The organism is Mycobacterium sp. GA-1199, assembly GCF_001500045.1.
In the GTDB taxonomy this organism is placed as follows: domain Bacteria; phylum Actinomycetota; class Actinomycetes; order Mycobacteriales; family Mycobacteriaceae; genus Mycobacterium.
The window spans coordinates 307943-325194 of record NZ_LQIX01000023.1 but is presented as its reverse complement, the minus strand read 5'-3'; the positions used below and the strand labels follow the sequence as shown (position 1 = coordinate 325194).

Here is a 17252-nt window from a genome sequence, read left to right as displayed (position 1 = left end):
ACCATGGATTTCACCTTCACCGAGGAGCAGGAGACCGTCGCCAAGGTCGCCCGCCAGCTCTTCGAGCACCGCGCCACACCAGAGCGTCTGACCGATCTCGAAGCGGGCGAGGTACGGTACGACACCGCGCTCTGGGCCGAGTTGGCGTCGGCCGACCTGCTCGGAATCGCGCTGCCGGAATCGGTCGGCGGCACCGGCGGGGGCTTCCTCGAGTTGGGTGTGCTGCTCAGCGAGGTCGGGTACAGCGTTGCGCCGGTCCCGGTGTACGCGACGCTCGCCCTTGGCGCCGATACCATTGCCCGGCACGGCGATTCGGAGCTTCAACGGCGGTGGCTGCCCGGGGTGGTCGACGGCAGCACCCTGTTGACCGCGGCACTGGCCGAACCGGGCAACTCGGATCCGACCGCACCGCGAACCGCCGCACGGGCCGACGGGCAGGGGTGGCGGCTCACCGGCGTCAAAGAGTTGGTGCCCGCGGCGCAGATCGCGTCGGCCATCGTCGTATCGGCCACGACGGACGACGGACCCGGTTTGTTTCTCGTCGAAGCCGACGGCAGCGGCGTTGATGTGACGCCTGCGCCCACGACCAACGGCGAGCCCTTCGCCGACGTCGAACTGACCGACGCCATCGGGTCGCGGCTCACCGAGCACGGCGATGCCGACATCGTCCGCGCGTTGTACAGCAGAGCGCTGGTTGGTTTGTGCGCGATGCAGATCGGCGTCGCCGACCGTGCGCTGAAGCTGGCCGCGTCCTACACCAGCGAACGTGAGCAGTTCGGCCGCCCGATCGGATCGTTTCAGGCTGTACAGCAGCGTCTGGCCGACGCGTTCATCGACACCGAGGCGATCCGCTGGACCACGTGGCACGCGGCCTGGCTGATCGCCGAAGGCCGGCCCGCCGAGCGCGAAGCGGCCATCGCCAAGTTCTGGGCCGCCGAGGCCGGTGCGCGGATCACCGCGTCCGCGCAGCAGGTACACGGCGGCATGGGCATCGACGTCACCTACCCCCTGTCCCGCTACTTCCTGTGGGCCAAGCAGATTGAACTCGCGCTCGGATCGGCATCACAGCAACTGGCCCGGCTCGGCAACGCATACGCGGAAGGACCAAACCAATGACCTCGACCCTGAACCGCACCACCACACTCGCATGGAACGACGTCAACGTCGGCGACCAGGTGACGCCGCTGGACGTTCCCGTCACCACCACGCTGATCGTCGCCGGCGCGATCGCGTCCCGTGACTACATGCCGGTGCACCACGATCGCGACTTCGCCAATTCCCAAGGCTCCAAGGACATCTTCCTCAACATCCTGACCACCAACGGGCTGTGTGTGAAGTTTCTGCACGACTGGGCGGGGCCCGAGGCCATGGTCAAGAAGCTGTCCATCCGGCTCGGTGTGCCCGCCTATCCGAACGACCCGCTGCGGTTCGAAGGCAGCGTCACCGACAAGTCCTCGGCGGACGGCGAGGGGCTCATCGAGGTCACCTTCAAGGGCACCAACAGCCTGGGCGATCACGTGAAGGGCACGGCGGTGCTGAGCCTGCTCGAGGGTGTCTCGTGACCCGAAGCATGACGAAAGACGGCATCGGCGGCAGGGCCGCGCTCGTCGGCATCGGCCAGACCGAATTCTCCAAGGAATCCGGCCGGACCGAGATGCAACTGGCCTGTGAAGCGGTCAAGGCGGCCATCGAGGATGCGGGCCTGAGCCCCAAGGACATCGACGGCATGGTGACATTCTCCGTCGACGAGAACGAAGAGATCGAGGTCGCCCGCAACGTCGGCATCGAGAACCTCACCTTCTTCACCCGGGTCCCACACGGAGGCGGTGCCGCCGCCGGCACCGTGATGCAGGCCGCAATGGCGGTCGCGACGGGTGCGGCCGAAGCGGTGGTCTGCTATCGGGCTTTCAATGAGCGTTCCGGGTTCCGGTTCGGCGGCGCCGGCCGCCAACCGGGCGTCACCCCGCTGTGGATGGCCCCGTATGCCCCGTTCGGATTCATGACACCGGCGGCGTGGGTCGCCCTGCACGCTCAGCGCTACATGAGCACGTACGGCGTCACCAATGCCGACTTCGGCAAGATCTCCGTCATCGACCGCAAGCATGCGGCCAAGAATCCCGATGCCTGGTTCTACGAAAAGCCGATCACCCTCGAACAGCATCAGGAATCACGCTGGATCATCGAGCCGGTGCTGCGTCTGCTCGACTGCTGTCAGGAAAGCGACGGCGGCGTCGCGATGGTGGTCACCAGTGTCGAGCGAGCGCGCGATCTCGCCAAGCCGCCGTCCGTGATCACGGCCGCGGCCCAGGGCGCCGCATACGACGGCGAGGTGATGACCAGCTACTACCGCGATGACATCACCGGTCTGCCCGAGATGGGCGTGGTTGGCGACAAGCTGTGGCGCAACTCCGGATTGACACCGGAGGACATCTCGACCGCGTTCCTCTACGATCATTTCACCCCGTTCGTGTTCACCCAACTCGAGGAACTCGGATTCTGCGGCCGAGGCGAGGCCAAGGACTTCGTCTCCGTCGACGAACTCTCGCTGGGTGGCCGGATGCCGATCAACACCAACGGCGGGCTGCTCGGCGAGGCCTACATCCACGGGATGAACGGCATCACCGAAGGCGTCCGCCAGATCCGTGGCACCTCGTACAACCAGGTCGACGATGTCGAGCACGTGTTGGTGACCTCGGGCACCGGCGTCCCGACGAGCGGTCTCATCCTCTCGCCGGACCGCTGAGCGGTTAATGTCGTGCGGTGGCGTCTGACATGACTCAGTCGGTGGCGGTCGATACCCGGGATGTCATCATCTCGGCCGCCTTCTCCTGCTTCCGCACGCGCGGGCTGGCGAAGACGACCATCGTCGACATCGCCCGCGCGGCCGACGTGTCACGCAGCACCTTCTACGAGTACTTCCGGGACAAAGAAACGATCGTCGAAGCGTGCGCCGAGGCAGCGTCGCAACGGTTCTACCGCAACATGGCCAAGGCCATCGACCGCCACGGCGGCAGCACGCTGGAGGGGCGGTTGGTGCGCGCCGCGGTCTTCGTCGCCCAGGCGCGTCGGGTGGTCGAGCCCGAGGCGTACTTCGACGCAGCGGAAGTCAGCCTCATGATGACCAAGAACGCCGCCACGCTCCTGAAGGAATGCGCTGATTTTCTGACCCCTTATGTGACCGCGGCCAAACTGACCGGCGAGGTTCGTTCGGACCTCGATGTGCCGTCGGCGTGTGAGTGGTTCTCCCGAATGCTGTTCTCTCTGTTCACCACTCCGTCAGCGGTGATCGATATGCGCAACGACGACGTCGTGGCCGACTTCGTACGCGCATACGCGGTGAACGGATTTGTCGACAACGGTCGACGCCGGCGATAGCTGCTTCAGGAAGTCCGGCGCACCGGGACGTTGGAATAGCCGCACACGTTCGACATGGCCACGCGACGGAGTCCGCCTCGGTCGACCTCGTACTCGGGGATGAGGTCGAGCAGCGCATCAAGCGCAATGCGGCTTTCCATGCGCGCCAATGCGGCTCCGAGACAACTGTGCACGCCGTAACCGAAGGCGAGGTTGAAGCCCATCTTGCGGTCCCGGTCGATGTCGAGTCGGTCGGGATCGTCGAACATCCGCTCGTCGCGCAGGGCGGACCCTGTCACGAGCAACACGGCGGCATCCTTCGGAATCGTGGTGCCGTAGTAGGTGACATCCCTTGTCGTGGTACGGATCTGATACTGCGACGGTGCTTCGTATCGCAGTAGTTCCTCGACCGCGGCAGGGATCTTGCTGCGGTCATCGCGGAGTTTGCGCCACTGATCGGGGAAGTCGGCGAACGCGACCATCGCGTTGCCCACCAACTTCGTGACCGTTTCGGCGCCCGCTCCTCCGAGCATCGTGGCGAAGCCGGTGATGTCGACATCGGAGAGCTTCTCGACCACGCCGTCACGCTCGATCTCCGTCTCGATCAGACGGCTGATCATGTCGTCCTGCGGCGCCGCGCGACGCTGTCGCACGAGGTCGTAATAGTAGAGGCCAGTGTTCACTGAGGCCTCGTATCCGTCTCTGGGAACCGCTATCTCACCGGGACGGCGTTCGAGTAGGAGATCGAGCCAGCGTCGGATCTGGTCCCGATCCGCCTTGGGGACACCGAGCATGGTCGTGATGACCTCGTTCGGGAACAGCGCTGAGAAGTCGGCGACGACGTCGAAATGATCGGGGTTCAGGGCCTCGATACGCTCGTACACCTTCTCGCGCACCATGTTCTCCAACGCGGCGATCGCGCGCGGTGTGAACACGTTGCTGACCAGGCGCCGCATCTTCTGGTGCTCCGGCGGATCCATCGAGATGATCACCTTCGGCACCGGGATGGCGTCGTCGTGCGCCTTGACCATGTCGAGGGTGGCGCCCCTGGCCGAGGAGAAGGTCTCGTGATCCTTCGTGGCGGGTGCCACGTCGTCGTAGCGCGTCAGCGCCCAGAAGTCCCACTTGCTGCTGTAGTAGATCGGCGCCTCGTTGCGCAGGCGGCGGTAGGTGTCGTATGCGCCGCCGAAGAAGTCTTGTGAGAACGGGTCGAATTCGACGCGCCGCCCATCGACGTGATGCGGCGTCGCGCTCACAGAATGGCTCCTGACTCCTTGAGCTCCTCGATGGTGTCCCACTCGATTCCGGCGTCCATGAGGACTTCCTCGGTGTGCTGACCGTGCTCGGGCGCACCAGAGGGAACCACCGGATGTTCGTCGAACTGAACGGGGTTCGTGGGCAGCGAGAACGGGACGCCGTTGACGGTTTCCGTGTGTGCGACATACCCGTTCGCGGTGACGGCAGGGTCCTCGCAAAGCTCCCCGGGGGTCTGCACGATGCCCCACGCGCCTGAGAGCGCTGCCAGAGTCTCGCGCCACTCGGCCAGGGTGCGTTTGGCGAATGCCTCGTCGAGCAAGGCGATGAGGCTGACCCGGTTCTCGAACCGCGATGCCGGGTCGGCGAACCGCGGATCGTCGACGAGATCGGGTAGGCCGATCACGCGCATCGCTTCGGCGTAGAACTTGTCGAGTTGCAGCATCATCAACTGGACGTAGCGTCCGTCCTTGGTGCGGTACGTCCCCACGAGCGGGTTGGGTGCATCAGCGTGGCCGAATTTGGGAATGGCGCCGCCACCGTGGATTTGGCTCACCGCGACGTCGGGGCTGAGGTTCCAGGCCGCAAGTCCGAGCAGTGACACGTCCACGACCGATCCCTCGCCGGTCGTGGCTTTCTTGTACAGTGCCGCGGCGATACCGCCAGCGATGGTCATACCGCCGAGCAGGTCACCGAATGCCGGGCGAGAGCGGACGAGCTCGTCCTTCTCCTCCGTCAACGCGGTGGCGATCCCGCCGCGCGCCCAATAGGAGACGCCGTCGTACCCCGGCTTGTCGGCGTCCGGCCCCTTGGGGCCGTGGCCGGATCCCCGCACGTACACGATGCTCGGATTGACCGCACGGATATCATCGACGTCGATGCCGAACTTCCGGCGACGATCCGGCAGATAGCTGGTCAGAAACACATCGCAGGTCTTGGCCAGCGCGTGCACCACCTCCCGGCCGCCAGGCGTACTCAGATCTACGCCGATCGATTTCTTGCCGCGATTCGGGATTTCGATCATGTAGTTGACCGAACCACCGCCCTCATCGACGATCCCCATGGTGACAAGGCCACGCTGCGGATCACCGCCGTCACGCGGTTCGACCTTGATGACCTCGGCACCCCACTCTGCGAGCACTGCACCTGCCGACGGCACGAAGGTCCATGCGGCGACCTCGAGCACCCGAACTCCGCTGAGCACGTTATCGACGGTAATGTCGGCCTCCTACAAGCGTTAACGGTCATTTGCAGATTTGAGAATCACACTATCGTGGGCGCTTGCTCACGCGCTACGGCCGCCGGGACAAGCGCTCGGGAAGCGCCGGGTCACCGCTGTCCCAGAATGCCCGCCAGGTCGGCATGCGGTGGGGCATCTGTGCGCGCAGCGGTACATCGGTGGGCCACCGGATGAATTCCGGGCCGGGCCGCTCGGTCACGTCGACGGAGTACCAGGGATGCTCGCGTCGCTTGACGAAGTACCAGACACCGTCGCGACGCTCGTAGACGTCGTCGTAACGCATCGTGATGACATACCACCCGTCGCCGTCCTCATGCTCGGCCCGACAGTAGGTCGACCCCGTCGCATGGTCGGCATCGGCGAAATCGAATGCATGCCCGCAGATCAGGTGGATGCTGCGATAGAACCTGCGAAGCACTTCGTCGTACCACTGCGTGAGCGCCGTTCTACCGATGCCGTGCGACCCGGCGTGGACGTCGTCGACGAACAATGCGACCAGCGCATCGAGATCCCGCGCATCGAGCGCCATGGCGTAGCGGCTGGGCAATTGGGTGATCTCGATGCTGGACTCGAGTCGATCCACCCGGTCGGACATCGACATGGCCGGAGTCTAATGGCCAGGGACATCGCGCGAGAACCGATATTCTCGTTTCAAGTGAGGATGGCTATCCTGTTGGGGCCAGCCCGTCCCAGCACAGGACCGCTAAGGAATCCACCCCGTGCCTTTCCCGACACTCACGCCCACGATCCCCGCCCTCGTCAGATCGTCTGCGGCGCGGTTCGGAGACAAGTCTTTTCTGATCTCGGATGGTCAGACGCTGAGCTACGCCGACCTGGACCAGCAGTCCGCGCGGTTGGCGACGGCGCTGCTCGATGAGGGCTTCGGAAAGGGCGACCACGTCGGCATCCTGATGCCCAACAGCGTCGACTGGGCGGTCGCCTGGTTCGCGATCACGCGTATCGGCGCGGTCGCGGTGCCGCTGAACACGTTCTACAAAGCGTCTGAGCTGGCGTGGACCGCCCGTCACGCAGATCTGCGGGCAATCCTCGCCCTGTCGAGCTTCCGTGGCCACAGTTTTCTCGACCGCCTCGAGGAGGCGCTGCCCGGCCTCGCCGGCCAGGACAGTCCCGGCAGGCTGGCCGTGCCGGGCGCGCCGTATCTGCGCACGATCGCGGTGTGGGGACCCTGCGACCGGCCGTGGGCGACAACGCTGCCGGTCAGCGCCGATGGGCGATACGGCACCGATTTCTTGGCGGAGGTCGAGTCGTGCGTGACGCCGGCCGACGACGCGATGATCATCTACACCTCGGGCAGCACCGGAGACCCGAAAGGCCCTGTGCACACCCACGGTACGTTGGTGCGTCACACGTACAACCTGACCTTCGACTACGGCGTCACGAACACCACGGTGATGTTCACGGCGATGCCGTTCTTCTGGGTCGGTGGCCTGATCACCGGCATTCATGCGGTGATCCACCACGGTGCGACGCTGGTGACCCAGCCCGCGTTCGACGCGGCTGACGCGCTGGAGTTGATCGAGCGTCATCGCGCGACCATCACGTTGGGCTGGCCACAGCAAGGCAAGTCGCTGGCCGAGCACCCGGACTTCACGCGGCGCGATCTGCGCTCGGTGCAGCGCACCAGCATGCCCGCCATGGTCCCCCCCGAACGCCGGCCCAAGGGCCCCAATGCGCTGGGGATGACCGAACTCTGCGGCAACCACATCGGCGTCGACCCTTATCCACCGCAGCCCGCCGATCGCTCGGTGACGGGCGGCTATTCGATCGAGGGGTTGTCGCATGTTCTCGTCGACCCAGAGACGGGAGACCCCGTCCCCCCGGGCAGCGACGGCGAAATCTGGGTGCGCGGCTACTCGCTCATGCAGCGGCTGTACAAACGTGAGCGGGAGGACGTGTTCACTGCGGATGGCTACTACCGAACGGGTGACTGCGGAGTCCAGTACGACGACGGCTGGATCACGTTCACCGGGCGGTTGGGTGACCTGATCAAGACCAGTGGCGGCACCAACGTCACACCGGGAGAAGTGGAATCGGCCCTGTCCGGTTGCGACGGCATTCTCGAGGCGTATGTCGTCGGGGCCGAGGACGGCCCCAACGGAACGATCGTGGCCGCGGCGGTGGTTCCGCGCGGCGACGCGCAGCTGGATGCCGAAGCTCTGCGGGCAGATGTCCGCGCCCAGTTGTCGGCATACAAAGTCCCGAAATTCATTTGGGTCACCGACAAAGAGACGCTGCCGTTCACTGCCACGGGCAAGGTCAAGAAGTCAGACCTCGCCAAACAGCTCAGTGATCTCCTGTCTGAGAGGTGAGTCCGTAGATCTCGCGAAGATGGTTTCCCATTTTCGGAAACTCCCATTTCCGCTCCGGTACATTCGCGACGAGGCATCGGAACCGAGAGGCCGCCTCCCGATCCCCGTCCTGGGATACCGAAGGAGCTCAATCCGTGACTGACATGCCATTACGGGTCGCCGTCATATCCACCGGTTGGATCAGCAGCCTGTCGATCCGCGCGATTGTCCGACGCCCGCACCTGGACCTGGTCGGGGTATGGGTACACAGCGCAGAGAAGGTCGGGCGCGACGCCGGCGAGATCGTCGGGTTGGGCCCGATCGGGGTGATCACCACCGGTGATCTCGACGACATCATCGCCGCCAAGCCCGATTGCGTGGTCTACGGTGCGGCCAGCCCGGAGATGGACGCCGCCGCGGTGCGCGACTATGTCCGTCTACTCGCTGCCGGACTCAATGTGGTGACCACCAACACCCCGGGAATGATGTTCCCCGACAGGTGGATCCCGCAACTCGCCGATCAAGTGCGTGCGGCCGCGTTGTCCGGAGGCGCCACGATCTACACGTCAGGTATCGAACCCGGTTTCGCCGGCGACCAGCTCGCGGTGCTGCTGAGCACGCTGTCGAACACCATTCGGTCCATTCGGGCGCAGGAGATCTTCGACTACTCGGCGTACCCCAACCGGGACCTCATGATCGACGCGATGGGCTTCGGCAAGCCGCTCGATTTCACTCCGCTGCTCGAACTCGACGGTGCCCAACAGTTCGCTTGGGGACCGCCGATCGGGCTGGTGGCCAAGGCTCTCGGTGTCGAGCTCGAGAAGGTCACCGAATCCTACGAGCGGGTCCTCACCCCGCGAGATCTGCATGTCGCGTGTGGCACCATTCCCGCGGGAACCTGCGGCGCGGTGCGAGCGGAAACGACCGGCGTCGTCGACGGCCACCCCGTGATCACGATCGAGCACATCAACCGGATGGCCCCAGACCTGGCTCCCGAGTGGGCGTCGGCGCCCAACGGCACCTACCGGCTCATCATCGAGGGCCAGCCCCACATTCGGTGCGACCTGAAACTCGGCACCGAGGACACACCGGAGTCAGGCAACGCCAACGCAATGGAGGCGACGGCCATGCGGGTCGTCAACGCCATCCCCTACGTCGTCGAAGCGGCACCGGGAATCGCCACGTCGCTGGATCTCCCGATCACGGCACCCCGCAACGCACTTGACTTCGGTTAGACCGTGAACATCGGTCCGCGCGGCGCGCCGCGGACCTCGTTTCCTCCGTCGATCGCAAAGCTCTGCCCCGTCATCCAGCCGGATTCGGGTCCAGCCAGGTATCGCACGCCGGGAGCGATGTCGTCTGACACACCGAGCCTGCCCAGCGGCACCCGTTCCAGGAAACTGCTCGTCAGCTCTTCGAGGTGAATGTAGCCCTGGGTCGTGGCTGCCTCTGTCAGGCCCGGGCGTACCGCGTTGACTCGGATGCCGCGCGAGCCCAGTTCTGAAGCGGCGACGCGGATGAACATCTCGAGCGCGGCCTTGCCCGCCGAGTAGTGTCCCAGCCCCTCCATCGGAATCTTGGCGGATGTCGACGAGATGAACACGATCGAACCCCCGCCCGTCATCAGCGGCGCCGAATAGCGGAGCGCCAGAAAGTTCGAGCGCAGGTTGCCCATCACGAAATTCGTGAAGGTTTCGATATCCTGTTCGACGAGCGGCCCCGTGCCGCCGCTGGCCACCGTGCCGATGACGATGTTCAACCGATCGTGCACATCGTGGGCCGACTGTGCCGCGGCTCTCACGGTGTCTTCGTCTTCGGGGTCACCCTTCTGCAGCACAATCTCCGCGTCCGGTGCAGCCTCATGGATCCGATCGCGCGTCGCCTCCAGCCGCTTCATGGATCGCCCGAGCAGGTACAACGTCGCACCGTCTATCGCCAGCAGTCTGGCCGAAGCCTGCGCGATCCCCGCCGATGCACCGAGAACGAACGCCGTCTGACCGTCGAGCACACCCATGATTGGTGAAGCTATCACTTACGCAACGGCCGCTCTCCAAAAGCGTCAATCCGAATTCTCGGGTGCGGTAGCGTGCGCATGTGCCAGACATGACCGACAAGGTCGCGCTCATCACCGGGGCGGCCCGCGGACAGGGACGCGCTCACGCCGAAAGGCTCAGCGCCGATGGCGCCGACGTCATTCTCGTTGACATCGCCGGCCCGCTACCACCGAGTGTCCCCTACGATTCCGCCACGCCTGAGGATCTGGCCGAGACGGCGGAGATGGTGAAAGCCAATGGCCGGCGGTCGGTGACGGCGGTCGTCGACACCCGACATTACGACGGTCTCTGTACCGCCGTCGACAACGCGGTCGCCGAGCTCGGCCGACTCGATGTCATCGTTGCTAACGCGGGAATCTGCGTGCCGGCCGCGTGGGATCACGTGTCACCGCGTGACTTCCGGGACACCATCGACATCAACATCGTCGGCACCTGGAACACGGTGATGGCAGGAGCCAAGCACATCGTCGCCGGCGGGCGGGGTGGCTCCATCATCCTCGTCGGGTCGGCCGCCGGCCTCACCGTGGAGCCGTTCATGATTGCCTACACGGCCAGTAAGCACGCCGTCACGGCGCTGGCCCGTTCTTTCGCCGCCGAACTCGGCAAGTACCACATCCGAGTGAACAGCTTGCACCCCGGCTCGGTGGCGACGCCGATGGGAAGCGGTCGGATGATCGAGGCGATGGCCGAGGCGGCGAAGTCGAATCCGGCGCTGCGTCCCGGGTTCACAAAGCAACTCCTGCCGGACGCGATCACCACGTCCGAGGACATCGCCAATGCGGTCGCGTGGTTGGCATCCGACGAAGCGAGATTCGTCACGGCCGCCGCCATCCCGGTGGACGTCGGCGTGACGGGCAGCTAAGCGCTGGACTGCCGGGTGACGACCGACGGCCCCGACAGGGGGCTGGAGATCACGCCCGGTGGAGCTCCGACAACGCTCGGGATGGCGTTCACCGCCGCGAGCGCCGTCGCCACGACACCGGGATTCACCCGGTCGTCGCTCGATTGCTCGAGGTGCAGTTCGAGGCTCATGTTGGGATTGCCGTTGACGCGGAACACCATTCCGCCTTGGCCTTCGCGTGCCGGCTTGGGCCAGCGATCGGGCCACGGCGTGCTGCTGACCGTCGCGAAGTATTGAACCGCGACGGCAGGGCGGCCTCTGACGATCCCGGCGAGCTGCCACCGGTGCGCACAGATCGTTCCCTCCGGGATGACACCGAGCGCGGTCACCAGGTCGGTCGGTGCGAGCAGCGTCTCCCAATCCAGCTCTATCCCATCGAGTTCGAATCCGAGGATGTCGGCGATGTAGGTCACCACCGTGCTCCAGTCCTTGTTGACCTTCCCCGACGCGATTCGGACCGGCACATGGCCGTCGGGCTTACCGAATCCCATCGACTCATGGAGGACGTCCCATATCGGGTATGCCTTGTCGAGGTCGACCGCGTATTCGTCCATCCGGTACGAGTCGACTCGACCCGCTCCTGCCAGCAGAGCCGTGGGGATGTTCAGGCTGATGAACCCCGGCTCGCTACCGGTGGCATAGAACGTTGAATTACCCTCAGCGGCCGCCCTTTCGAGGTCATCTCTCCATGGCGCGGGTGCGGCCGGGGGATAGATCATCGGGATCAGCGAGAACGTCACCACATTGACCCCGGCTCTGAGATACGTGGCGATGTCCGCGATCGCCTCTTCTTCGCGACGGACGGCGGTCGCGCAATACGTCACGCAGTCGGGTTTCAGCGCGAGAACAGCTGAGAGATCATCGGTCGCACGAACTCCGACAGCTGGTGCACCGCACAGTTCTCCCGCGTCCATCCCGGCCTTTTCAGGTGTCGACACCTTCACCCCGACGAGATCGAGCGACGGGTCCTCGATGACCGCGCGCAACGCCTCCCTGCCGGTCAACCCGGTACCGACGTGCACAACTCGATAGCGACGACCGGAGAAGTCGGTCACGGTTCTTCCTCCTCACCCTGCAGGGCAACAGTTCTCGTCATCGTTGGACTTACCTGGGAAAGACCATGTCAGCGGTAGAACGGTCCCGGCTTGCCGGCTTCCTCGAGATGACCGTAGGGGTCGTACAGGTTTACATTCGGATAGGGGTTCTGATCGAAGGAAGGCCGCGACAGACCTGCCTCCCGCAGCCCGGACAACACGGCCAGCGGCACAGCGAACGACACCAGGCCCACCGTCGCAGATATCAACAGCTGCCGAGTCAGCGTCACCTTCGGGCGCCCCCGCCTCGCGGGCATCCAGCGCGCAAGGCGGTTGATCAAGACCAGTTCGCCACTCTCGTCCCGCACGCACATCACGGCGACCATGGCGAAGATCGGGGCGTCGTACACCGCCATGATCAGAGGAAAGTGGATGTGACCGATGTGCAGCACCGGACCGACTGCCTCTGTGTAGTAGAAGATTCCGGCTCTCATCCAGGTGAACTGGATGAGCCCGTTTATCGGGACGGCGATGATCGTCGCACCGATGAACACCCGCAGCAGTCTGCGCGGCGCCAACCAGCCGATGCGACGCATCACCGGATCCAAGAACCGGTCGTGCAACTTCAGAAACCCCAGACCGTTCAGCAGATAGTAAGCGGCGTAGCCGCCCAGGAACGCCAGCGCCGGTTCGAGATTCGGTGAGATGTTCACGTACGGCCAGGACAGCGGGAAGTGCAACATGCGCGGATCGAATATCGCGAACGTCGCCCAGTTCGCCAGTGGATCCAGCGCCCCGGTGATCAGGCCGGCAAACGCGATGATGACCGCCCAGTGCACCTTCCGCTGCCGCCACGACAACCACACCAGGACGGCGATCAGACCGATCGCCAACGGGATCGAGCTGATGGAGACGGCCAGCGGCCAGTTGTCGAAACCGAGGAACGGCGGATACGGGTCGGGGCCTAAATTCGGGTTCGCTTTCTTCGGGTCCCCGTGCAGACCTGTCTGAATGTTCGCGATGGTCACGATGGCGAACGCCAGGTATGCGATGCAGAACAGCGGCCACCCGATCCTGGCGGGCCACGGGGAGAAGGTCACCTCTGCCGGTTTTCCGGAAGCGGAGTCCGGCGTGCGGTCAACGGTATTGGTCACCCTCACACCGCCACAGGAAGCGTGGACCACCCTCTGACGCTGGAGGTGTGAGCGCGTTTGGCCGCAGCGTAATCGACCTCCCAGTCGGGCCATCGCTTCAGCACCTCCTCGAGCGCGACCCGCGCTTGCATCCGCGCAAGCGCGGCGCCGAGGCAGAAGTGAATGCCGCGACCGAATGACAAATGAGTGGCCTGCCGGTGGATGTCGAACCGGTCCGCGTCCGGGTACTGTCGCTCGTCCCGGTTCGCCGAACCGTTGATCAGCAGCATCACCGAGCCCTCGGCGACCGTCTGGCCATAGAATTCGACATCACGAGCGACGTGTCGTGCCTGCACAGGCGATGGCGCCTCGTAGCGCAGCACCTCTTCGATCGCCGCGGGGATCAGACTGAAATCTTCTGCTAATTCACGCCGTTGGTCGGGGTGGTCGGAAAGCAGTTGGCCGGCAAAGCCGATCAGCCGCGTCGTCGTTTCGTTTCCTGCGCCGACGAGTGTTCCGGCGTACGTCAACACCTCTCCGCGGGTCAACCGCCTGCGGCTACCGTCACGTTCCTGGATCTCGGCGTTGACCAGTTCGGTCATCAGATCGTCTGATGGGTGGTCGTAACGCCAATCGATGAACTCCTCCAGCATCGAGCCTTGTCGCGTCAGCATGTCATCGGCCGCATCGACGAGTTCGCCGTCTTTGAGTTCGAGAAGCCGGTCGGTGTTCTGACGGATGGCGATTTGCTTGTCCTCCGGTATGCCCAACAGATATCCGATGGTGCGCATCGGCATCCATGCTCCGAGGTCGGCGATGAAGTCGAACGTCTCGGCGTTCTCGAGTGGCTCCAAGGCGCGCCGGCAGAACTCTCGCGCCAACGGTTCGATGGCAGCCATGCGCCGTGGCGTGAACACACCCGACAACAGGCTGCGATGAAAGTCGTGGATCGGAGGGTCCTCGAACAGGATGATGCCCGGCGGTACCTCGACGCCGTTGAGGATGATGTCGATGGTGGTGCCTTTGCCCGAGCGATAATCCTGCCAGTTGGCCAGCTCTCGGGCGACGTCGGTGTGCCTGCTCAGCGCGTAGAAACCGTATTTGTCGTTGCGGTAGAGCGGCGCTTCGTCGCGCAGCCTTTTCCATACGGGGTAGGGATCGTCGTCGATGTCAAAGTCGAACGGGTCGTAATACGGCTCAACCTTCACCCTGTAGGTCACAACCGTGAGAATAGGCTTTCTCGGTCGCCGTTTTGGCGGATTTCTCCCGGCTCGGCCTCCCGGTGGGCACCGCCGAGCGCCCGCGTCACGGCCGCCTACCGCCACAAACGCCCGTATGAGAATATGAATTCTCGCATCGCGTGACGTCGAGTGCACCTGCTTAGAACGGGATCGAAGGAGGCGGCAATGGCTCCAGCCGCCGTACGCAGCTTCATCTTCGCCGTCGAGTTCCGGATCGCCGAATCCGAGCGCGTGGGACCGGTGCTCGCGCAGCACGAAGAAAGTCTCCGCGATCTCGGTGCGCGGTATGCGTTCGTGTACGAGTCGGTGGTCGACCCTGGGAAGGTCCTGGTCGTCATCGGGATCCGAACCGAGCGGCCGCTGCTCGACCTCCTCCGCTCCCCGTACTTCTTCGACTGGTTCGACGCGGTCGGCATCGACGACCTTCCCGCCATCTTCGCCGGTGAGGTCGTCGAACGATTCGACCTCGGCGAGCCCCCCGAGCCGGGTACCGAGGTGGTGGTTGCCGCCGTCACCCGGGTCCAGAACGTCGAGGTCTTCATGGCTCGCGTGCGCGAATCACTCGCCGACTTCGCCCGCTCAGGAATCCGCCGAACACTCGTGTACCGCGCCTTCGACACTCCTCGCGAAGTGCTCTTTCTTCATCAGCTCGCGTCGGCCCGTACCGCGTTGCAGTGGATCGCGGACTCCGACATCGCTTCGGAGTGGCTGACCTCCGCCGGCGTCGGCGCCTATCCGCCCGTCTTCGTCGGGCGGTTCGTCCATGCGATGCGGCTGGCCGAGACGGCCGGGACGGATCTGCACTGATGTATGTCTGCTTGTGTCTGGGCATAACGATCGAGGCGGTCTCCGATGCCGTCGCCTCAGGAGCCAGGACGTCGCGTCAGGTGTCCGACGCCTGCGGTGCCGGATCGGACTGTGGCAGGTGCCGACGAACGATCCGCTCGATCATCAAATCCGCGGAAGCGGAAACTCAAGTCAGGTAGGAGAAGCACGGCATGAGCGATCGACACTCCAATATCGAGGGCACGAGGATGCTCGTGATCGGCGCATCCTCGGGCATCGGTCACGCGCTTGCGCGGGCGGCTCACACCAGGGGCGCCCGTGTCGCGCTCGCGGCCAGACGGGTCGAGCTCCTGTCCGGTCTGGCCGAAGAGCTCGACGGTTCCGCGCACGAGCTCGACGTCTCCGATCCACGCGCGATCGAGCGGGTCGTCGACGAGGTGGCCACGATGTTCGGTCAGCTCGACGCGGTGGTATTCACCAGCGCCGTGGTGCCGTTCGCGTTGATCGAGGAGACCGACGTCACGACGTGGTTGCACGCCTACGCCGTCAACGCGGTAGGCGCATCGCATGTGCTGCGTGCAGCGCTCCCCCACCTCGCCGACGACGCGGTCGCGCTCGTCGCGTCCAGTCACGATGTCGGTAGGCCACGCGCGGGCGTCGCGGCCTACCACGCCAGCAAGGCCGCGCTGGACGAGATCCTGCGATCATGGCGGGCCGAGCATCCGGAACTGGCCGTCATCCGTGTCAGCGTCGGCCCGACGGAGGGCACCGAGATTCTCCGCGGGGCGGACCGGGACCTTCTGGCCGATCTCTACCGGGCCTGGGCACAGGAGGGTCAGATTCCGGCGAAGATGTCCGCCGTCAACGACGTGGCCAACGCCATGCTGTCGTTGATCGCCATGTCCCGCGCTAACCCCACGGTCGTGAGCGACATCGTGAACCTGGCCCCCCGCCTGAGCGCCGGCCGATAGATATTGCCAGTCAGGGGATTTGGATCCGTCGGCTGGGCTCCATCAGGGCGCTCAGCTGTTCTTCGACATCTCTGCGGCTGCCGTGTCGGCCCACTGCGCGTGATGCCTGCCCATCGTCATGGCGCCGTTCCACCCGCCGTCGGTCCACAGCACCTCACCGCCGACATAACTGAACCGTGGGCTGCCGAGGCAGACCAGCGGCCAGGCTTGTTCCTCGGCAGTCGAATACCGTCCGATCGGTCCGACCGCCTGATCGACGGTGTCCTTGCCCATCAGGTCCTGGAAGGCCGGCATCATCGCCGTCTCCGTGGGGCCCGGGTTGATGCAGTTGATGCGGATGCCGCGGCGGCCGAGTTCGGGATACCACCAGCCCACCCACGCATCGATGATGTACTTCGAGTAGGCATAGCCGCTCCACGACCACAACTTTTCGTTGGCGCTGAGCCATTCGACGGCGGCCTCGAACCCCTTGGTTTCGAGCAGGCCTGTGATGACCTTGATGTGGTCCTGCCAACCGATCGCGGCCGACGACGAAATCACGCTGATGGCCGACCCGTCGGACATCTTCGGCACGAGCTGCTCGGCCAGGTGACGTGCACCGACGAAGTTGACCAGAATCGTGTCCCATTCGCTGAACGGCGGACCGGGCAGCCCCGCACAGCTGAAGAGCCCGTCGACGGGGCCGCCGATGGACGCCGCGACCTGTTCGATGCTCGTCTTGTCTCGTAGATCGATCTGTAGCGCGCGGGAGACGGGAACGGTCGTGGGTTTGATGTCCAGGGCGGTGACCGCCGCACCGAGATCGACGAGGATTTGCGCGGTCGCCTGGCCCATGCCCGATGCCGCACCCGTTACAACCACCGACTTGCCCCGGTACCTCAGCACATCGTCCACGGCGCGCTCCTGTCGAGAATTTCATTTACCGATTGTGAGAACCTACGTTATCACCGGTGTACTGTCGCACTGTGACGGTTT

The 17252-nt window shown here is 64.7% G+C and carries 18 protein-coding genes; 10 read left to right on the top strand and 8 right to left on the bottom strand.

From position 1 onward, the window contains the following. The first annotated feature begins 3 nt into the window (after positions 1-3). Genes AU198_RS16735 through AU198_RS16720 form a run of 4 tightly spaced genes read left to right on the top strand, consistent with a single transcriptional unit; the run spans position 4 to position 3375 of the window. Complete coding sequence (locus tag AU198_RS16735) at positions 4-1116, top strand: acyl-CoA dehydrogenase family protein (RefSeq protein WP_064349370.1); 1113 nt, start codon at positions 4-6, stop codon at positions 1114-1116. Further along, positions 1113-1562, top strand: coding sequence for a MaoC family dehydratase (locus tag AU198_RS16730; protein WP_064349368.1), 450 nt, complete (start codon positions 1113-1115; stop codon positions 1560-1562). The genes AU198_RS16735 and AU198_RS16730 overlap by 4 nt, the downstream gene beginning before the upstream one ends. Before the next feature lie 8 nt (positions 1563-1570). Further along, complete coding sequence (locus AU198_RS16725; protein ID WP_064349365.1) at positions 1571-2743, top strand: lipid-transfer protein; 1173 nt, start codon at positions 1571-1573, stop codon at positions 2741-2743. A gap of 29 nt (positions 2744-2772) precedes the next feature. After that, on the top strand, positions 2773-3375 hold the full coding sequence (locus AU198_RS16720) for a TetR/AcrR family transcriptional regulator (protein ID WP_064349363.1): 603 nt from the start codon (positions 2773-2775) through the stop codon (positions 3373-3375). A gap of 5 nt (positions 3376-3380) precedes the next feature. Here the strand turns inward: AU198_RS16720 and AU198_RS16715 are convergent, their stop codons facing one another. From AU198_RS16715 to AU198_RS16705, 3 genes are all read right to left on the bottom strand, one after another. Then, entirely contained in the window at positions 3381-4610 is a 1230-nt protein-coding gene (locus AU198_RS16715) for a cytochrome P450 (RefSeq protein WP_064349362.1), read from the bottom strand. After that, positions 4607-5812, bottom strand: coding sequence for a CaiB/BaiF CoA transferase family protein (locus tag AU198_RS16710; RefSeq protein WP_231744692.1), 1206 nt, complete (start codon positions 5810-5812; stop codon positions 4607-4609). Before AU198_RS16710 ends, AU198_RS16715 begins: the two co-directional genes overlap by 4 nt. 88 nt (positions 5813-5900) lie before the next feature. Next, on the bottom strand, positions 5901-6431 hold the full coding sequence (locus tag AU198_RS16705) for a nuclear transport factor 2 family protein (RefSeq protein ID WP_064349505.1): 531 nt from the start codon (positions 6429-6431) through the stop codon (positions 5901-5903). A gap of 136 nt (positions 6432-6567) precedes the next feature. On the opposite strand from AU198_RS16705, the gene AU198_RS16700 reads away from it, so the two are divergent. Together AU198_RS16700 and AU198_RS16695 are read left to right on the top strand one after the other, a co-directional pair. Next, the gene (locus AU198_RS16700) at positions 6568-8178 is read left to right on the top strand and encodes a class I adenylate-forming enzyme family protein (RefSeq protein ID WP_064349357.1); all 1611 of its coding nucleotides are present in this window, start codon (positions 6568-6570) and stop codon (positions 8176-8178) included. A 143-nt stretch (positions 8179-8321) separates the two neighbouring features. Further along, the gene (locus AU198_RS16695) at positions 8322-9392 is read left to right on the top strand and encodes an NAD(P)H-dependent amine dehydrogenase family protein (protein ID WP_064349356.1); all 1071 of its coding nucleotides are present in this window, start codon (positions 8322-8324) and stop codon (positions 9390-9392) included. Here AU198_RS16695 and AU198_RS16690 read toward each other — a convergent pair. Beyond that, positions 9389-10171 (bottom strand): SDR family NAD(P)-dependent oxidoreductase, encoded by a 783-nt coding sequence (locus AU198_RS16690; RefSeq protein WP_064349354.1) that lies wholly within the window; start codon positions 10169-10171, stop codon positions 9389-9391. The genes AU198_RS16695 and AU198_RS16690 overlap by 4 nt on opposite strands. Positions 10172-10260: 89 nt before the next feature. Between AU198_RS16690 and AU198_RS16685 the strand changes: the two genes are divergently transcribed. Further along, a complete protein-coding gene (locus AU198_RS16685) occupies positions 10261-11073 on the top strand; it encodes a mycofactocin-coupled SDR family oxidoreductase (protein ID WP_064349352.1) in 813 nt (270 codons plus the stop codon). On the opposite strand, the gene AU198_RS16680 is transcribed toward AU198_RS16685, so the two are convergent. The 3 genes from AU198_RS16680 to AU198_RS16670 form a co-directional block, all read right to left on the bottom strand. Beyond that, positions 11070-12167 (bottom strand): NAD(P)H-dependent amine dehydrogenase family protein, encoded by a 1098-nt coding sequence (locus AU198_RS16680; protein ID WP_156431635.1) that lies wholly within the window; start codon positions 12165-12167, stop codon positions 11070-11072. The two genes, AU198_RS16685 and AU198_RS16680, sit on opposite strands and share 4 nt — an antisense overlap. A gap of 68 nt (positions 12168-12235) precedes the next feature. Continuing rightward, positions 12236-13300 carry a hypothetical protein gene (locus tag AU198_RS16675; protein ID WP_064349350.1) on the bottom strand — a complete coding sequence of 355 codons (1065 nt, stop codon included), beginning with the start codon at positions 13298-13300 and terminating at the stop codon, positions 12236-12238. Between the two features lie 2 nt (positions 13301-13302). Beyond that, positions 13303-14499, bottom strand: coding sequence for a cytochrome P450 (locus AU198_RS16670; protein WP_064349348.1), 1197 nt, complete (start codon positions 14497-14499; stop codon positions 13303-13305). Positions 14500-14685: 186 nt separating this feature from the next. Between AU198_RS16670 and AU198_RS16665 the strand changes: the two genes are divergently transcribed. From AU198_RS16665 to AU198_RS16660, 3 genes are read left to right on the top strand one after another with little or no spacing between them, the layout of a single operon-like run. Further along, entirely contained in the window at positions 14686-15327 is a 642-nt protein-coding gene (locus AU198_RS16665; RefSeq protein WP_064349346.1) for a hypothetical protein, read from the top strand. Next, the gene (locus tag AU198_RS25850) at positions 15327-15506 is read left to right on the top strand and encodes a (2Fe-2S)-binding protein (RefSeq protein ID WP_082691064.1); all 180 of its coding nucleotides are present in this window, start codon (positions 15327-15329) and stop codon (positions 15504-15506) included. The genes AU198_RS16665 and AU198_RS25850 overlap by 1 nt, the downstream gene beginning before the upstream one ends. A gap of 12 nt (positions 15507-15518) precedes the next feature. After that, positions 15519-16277, top strand: a complete 759-nt coding sequence (locus AU198_RS16660; protein WP_064349344.1) for an SDR family oxidoreductase — start codon at positions 15519-15521, stop codon at positions 16275-16277. A gap of 51 nt (positions 16278-16328) precedes the next feature. Here the strand turns inward: AU198_RS16660 and AU198_RS16655 are convergent, their stop codons facing one another. Further along, positions 16329-17171, bottom strand: a complete 843-nt coding sequence (locus tag AU198_RS16655; RefSeq protein WP_064349342.1) for an SDR family oxidoreductase — start codon at positions 17169-17171, stop codon at positions 16329-16331. Between the last annotated feature and the right edge of the window lie 81 nt (positions 17172-17252).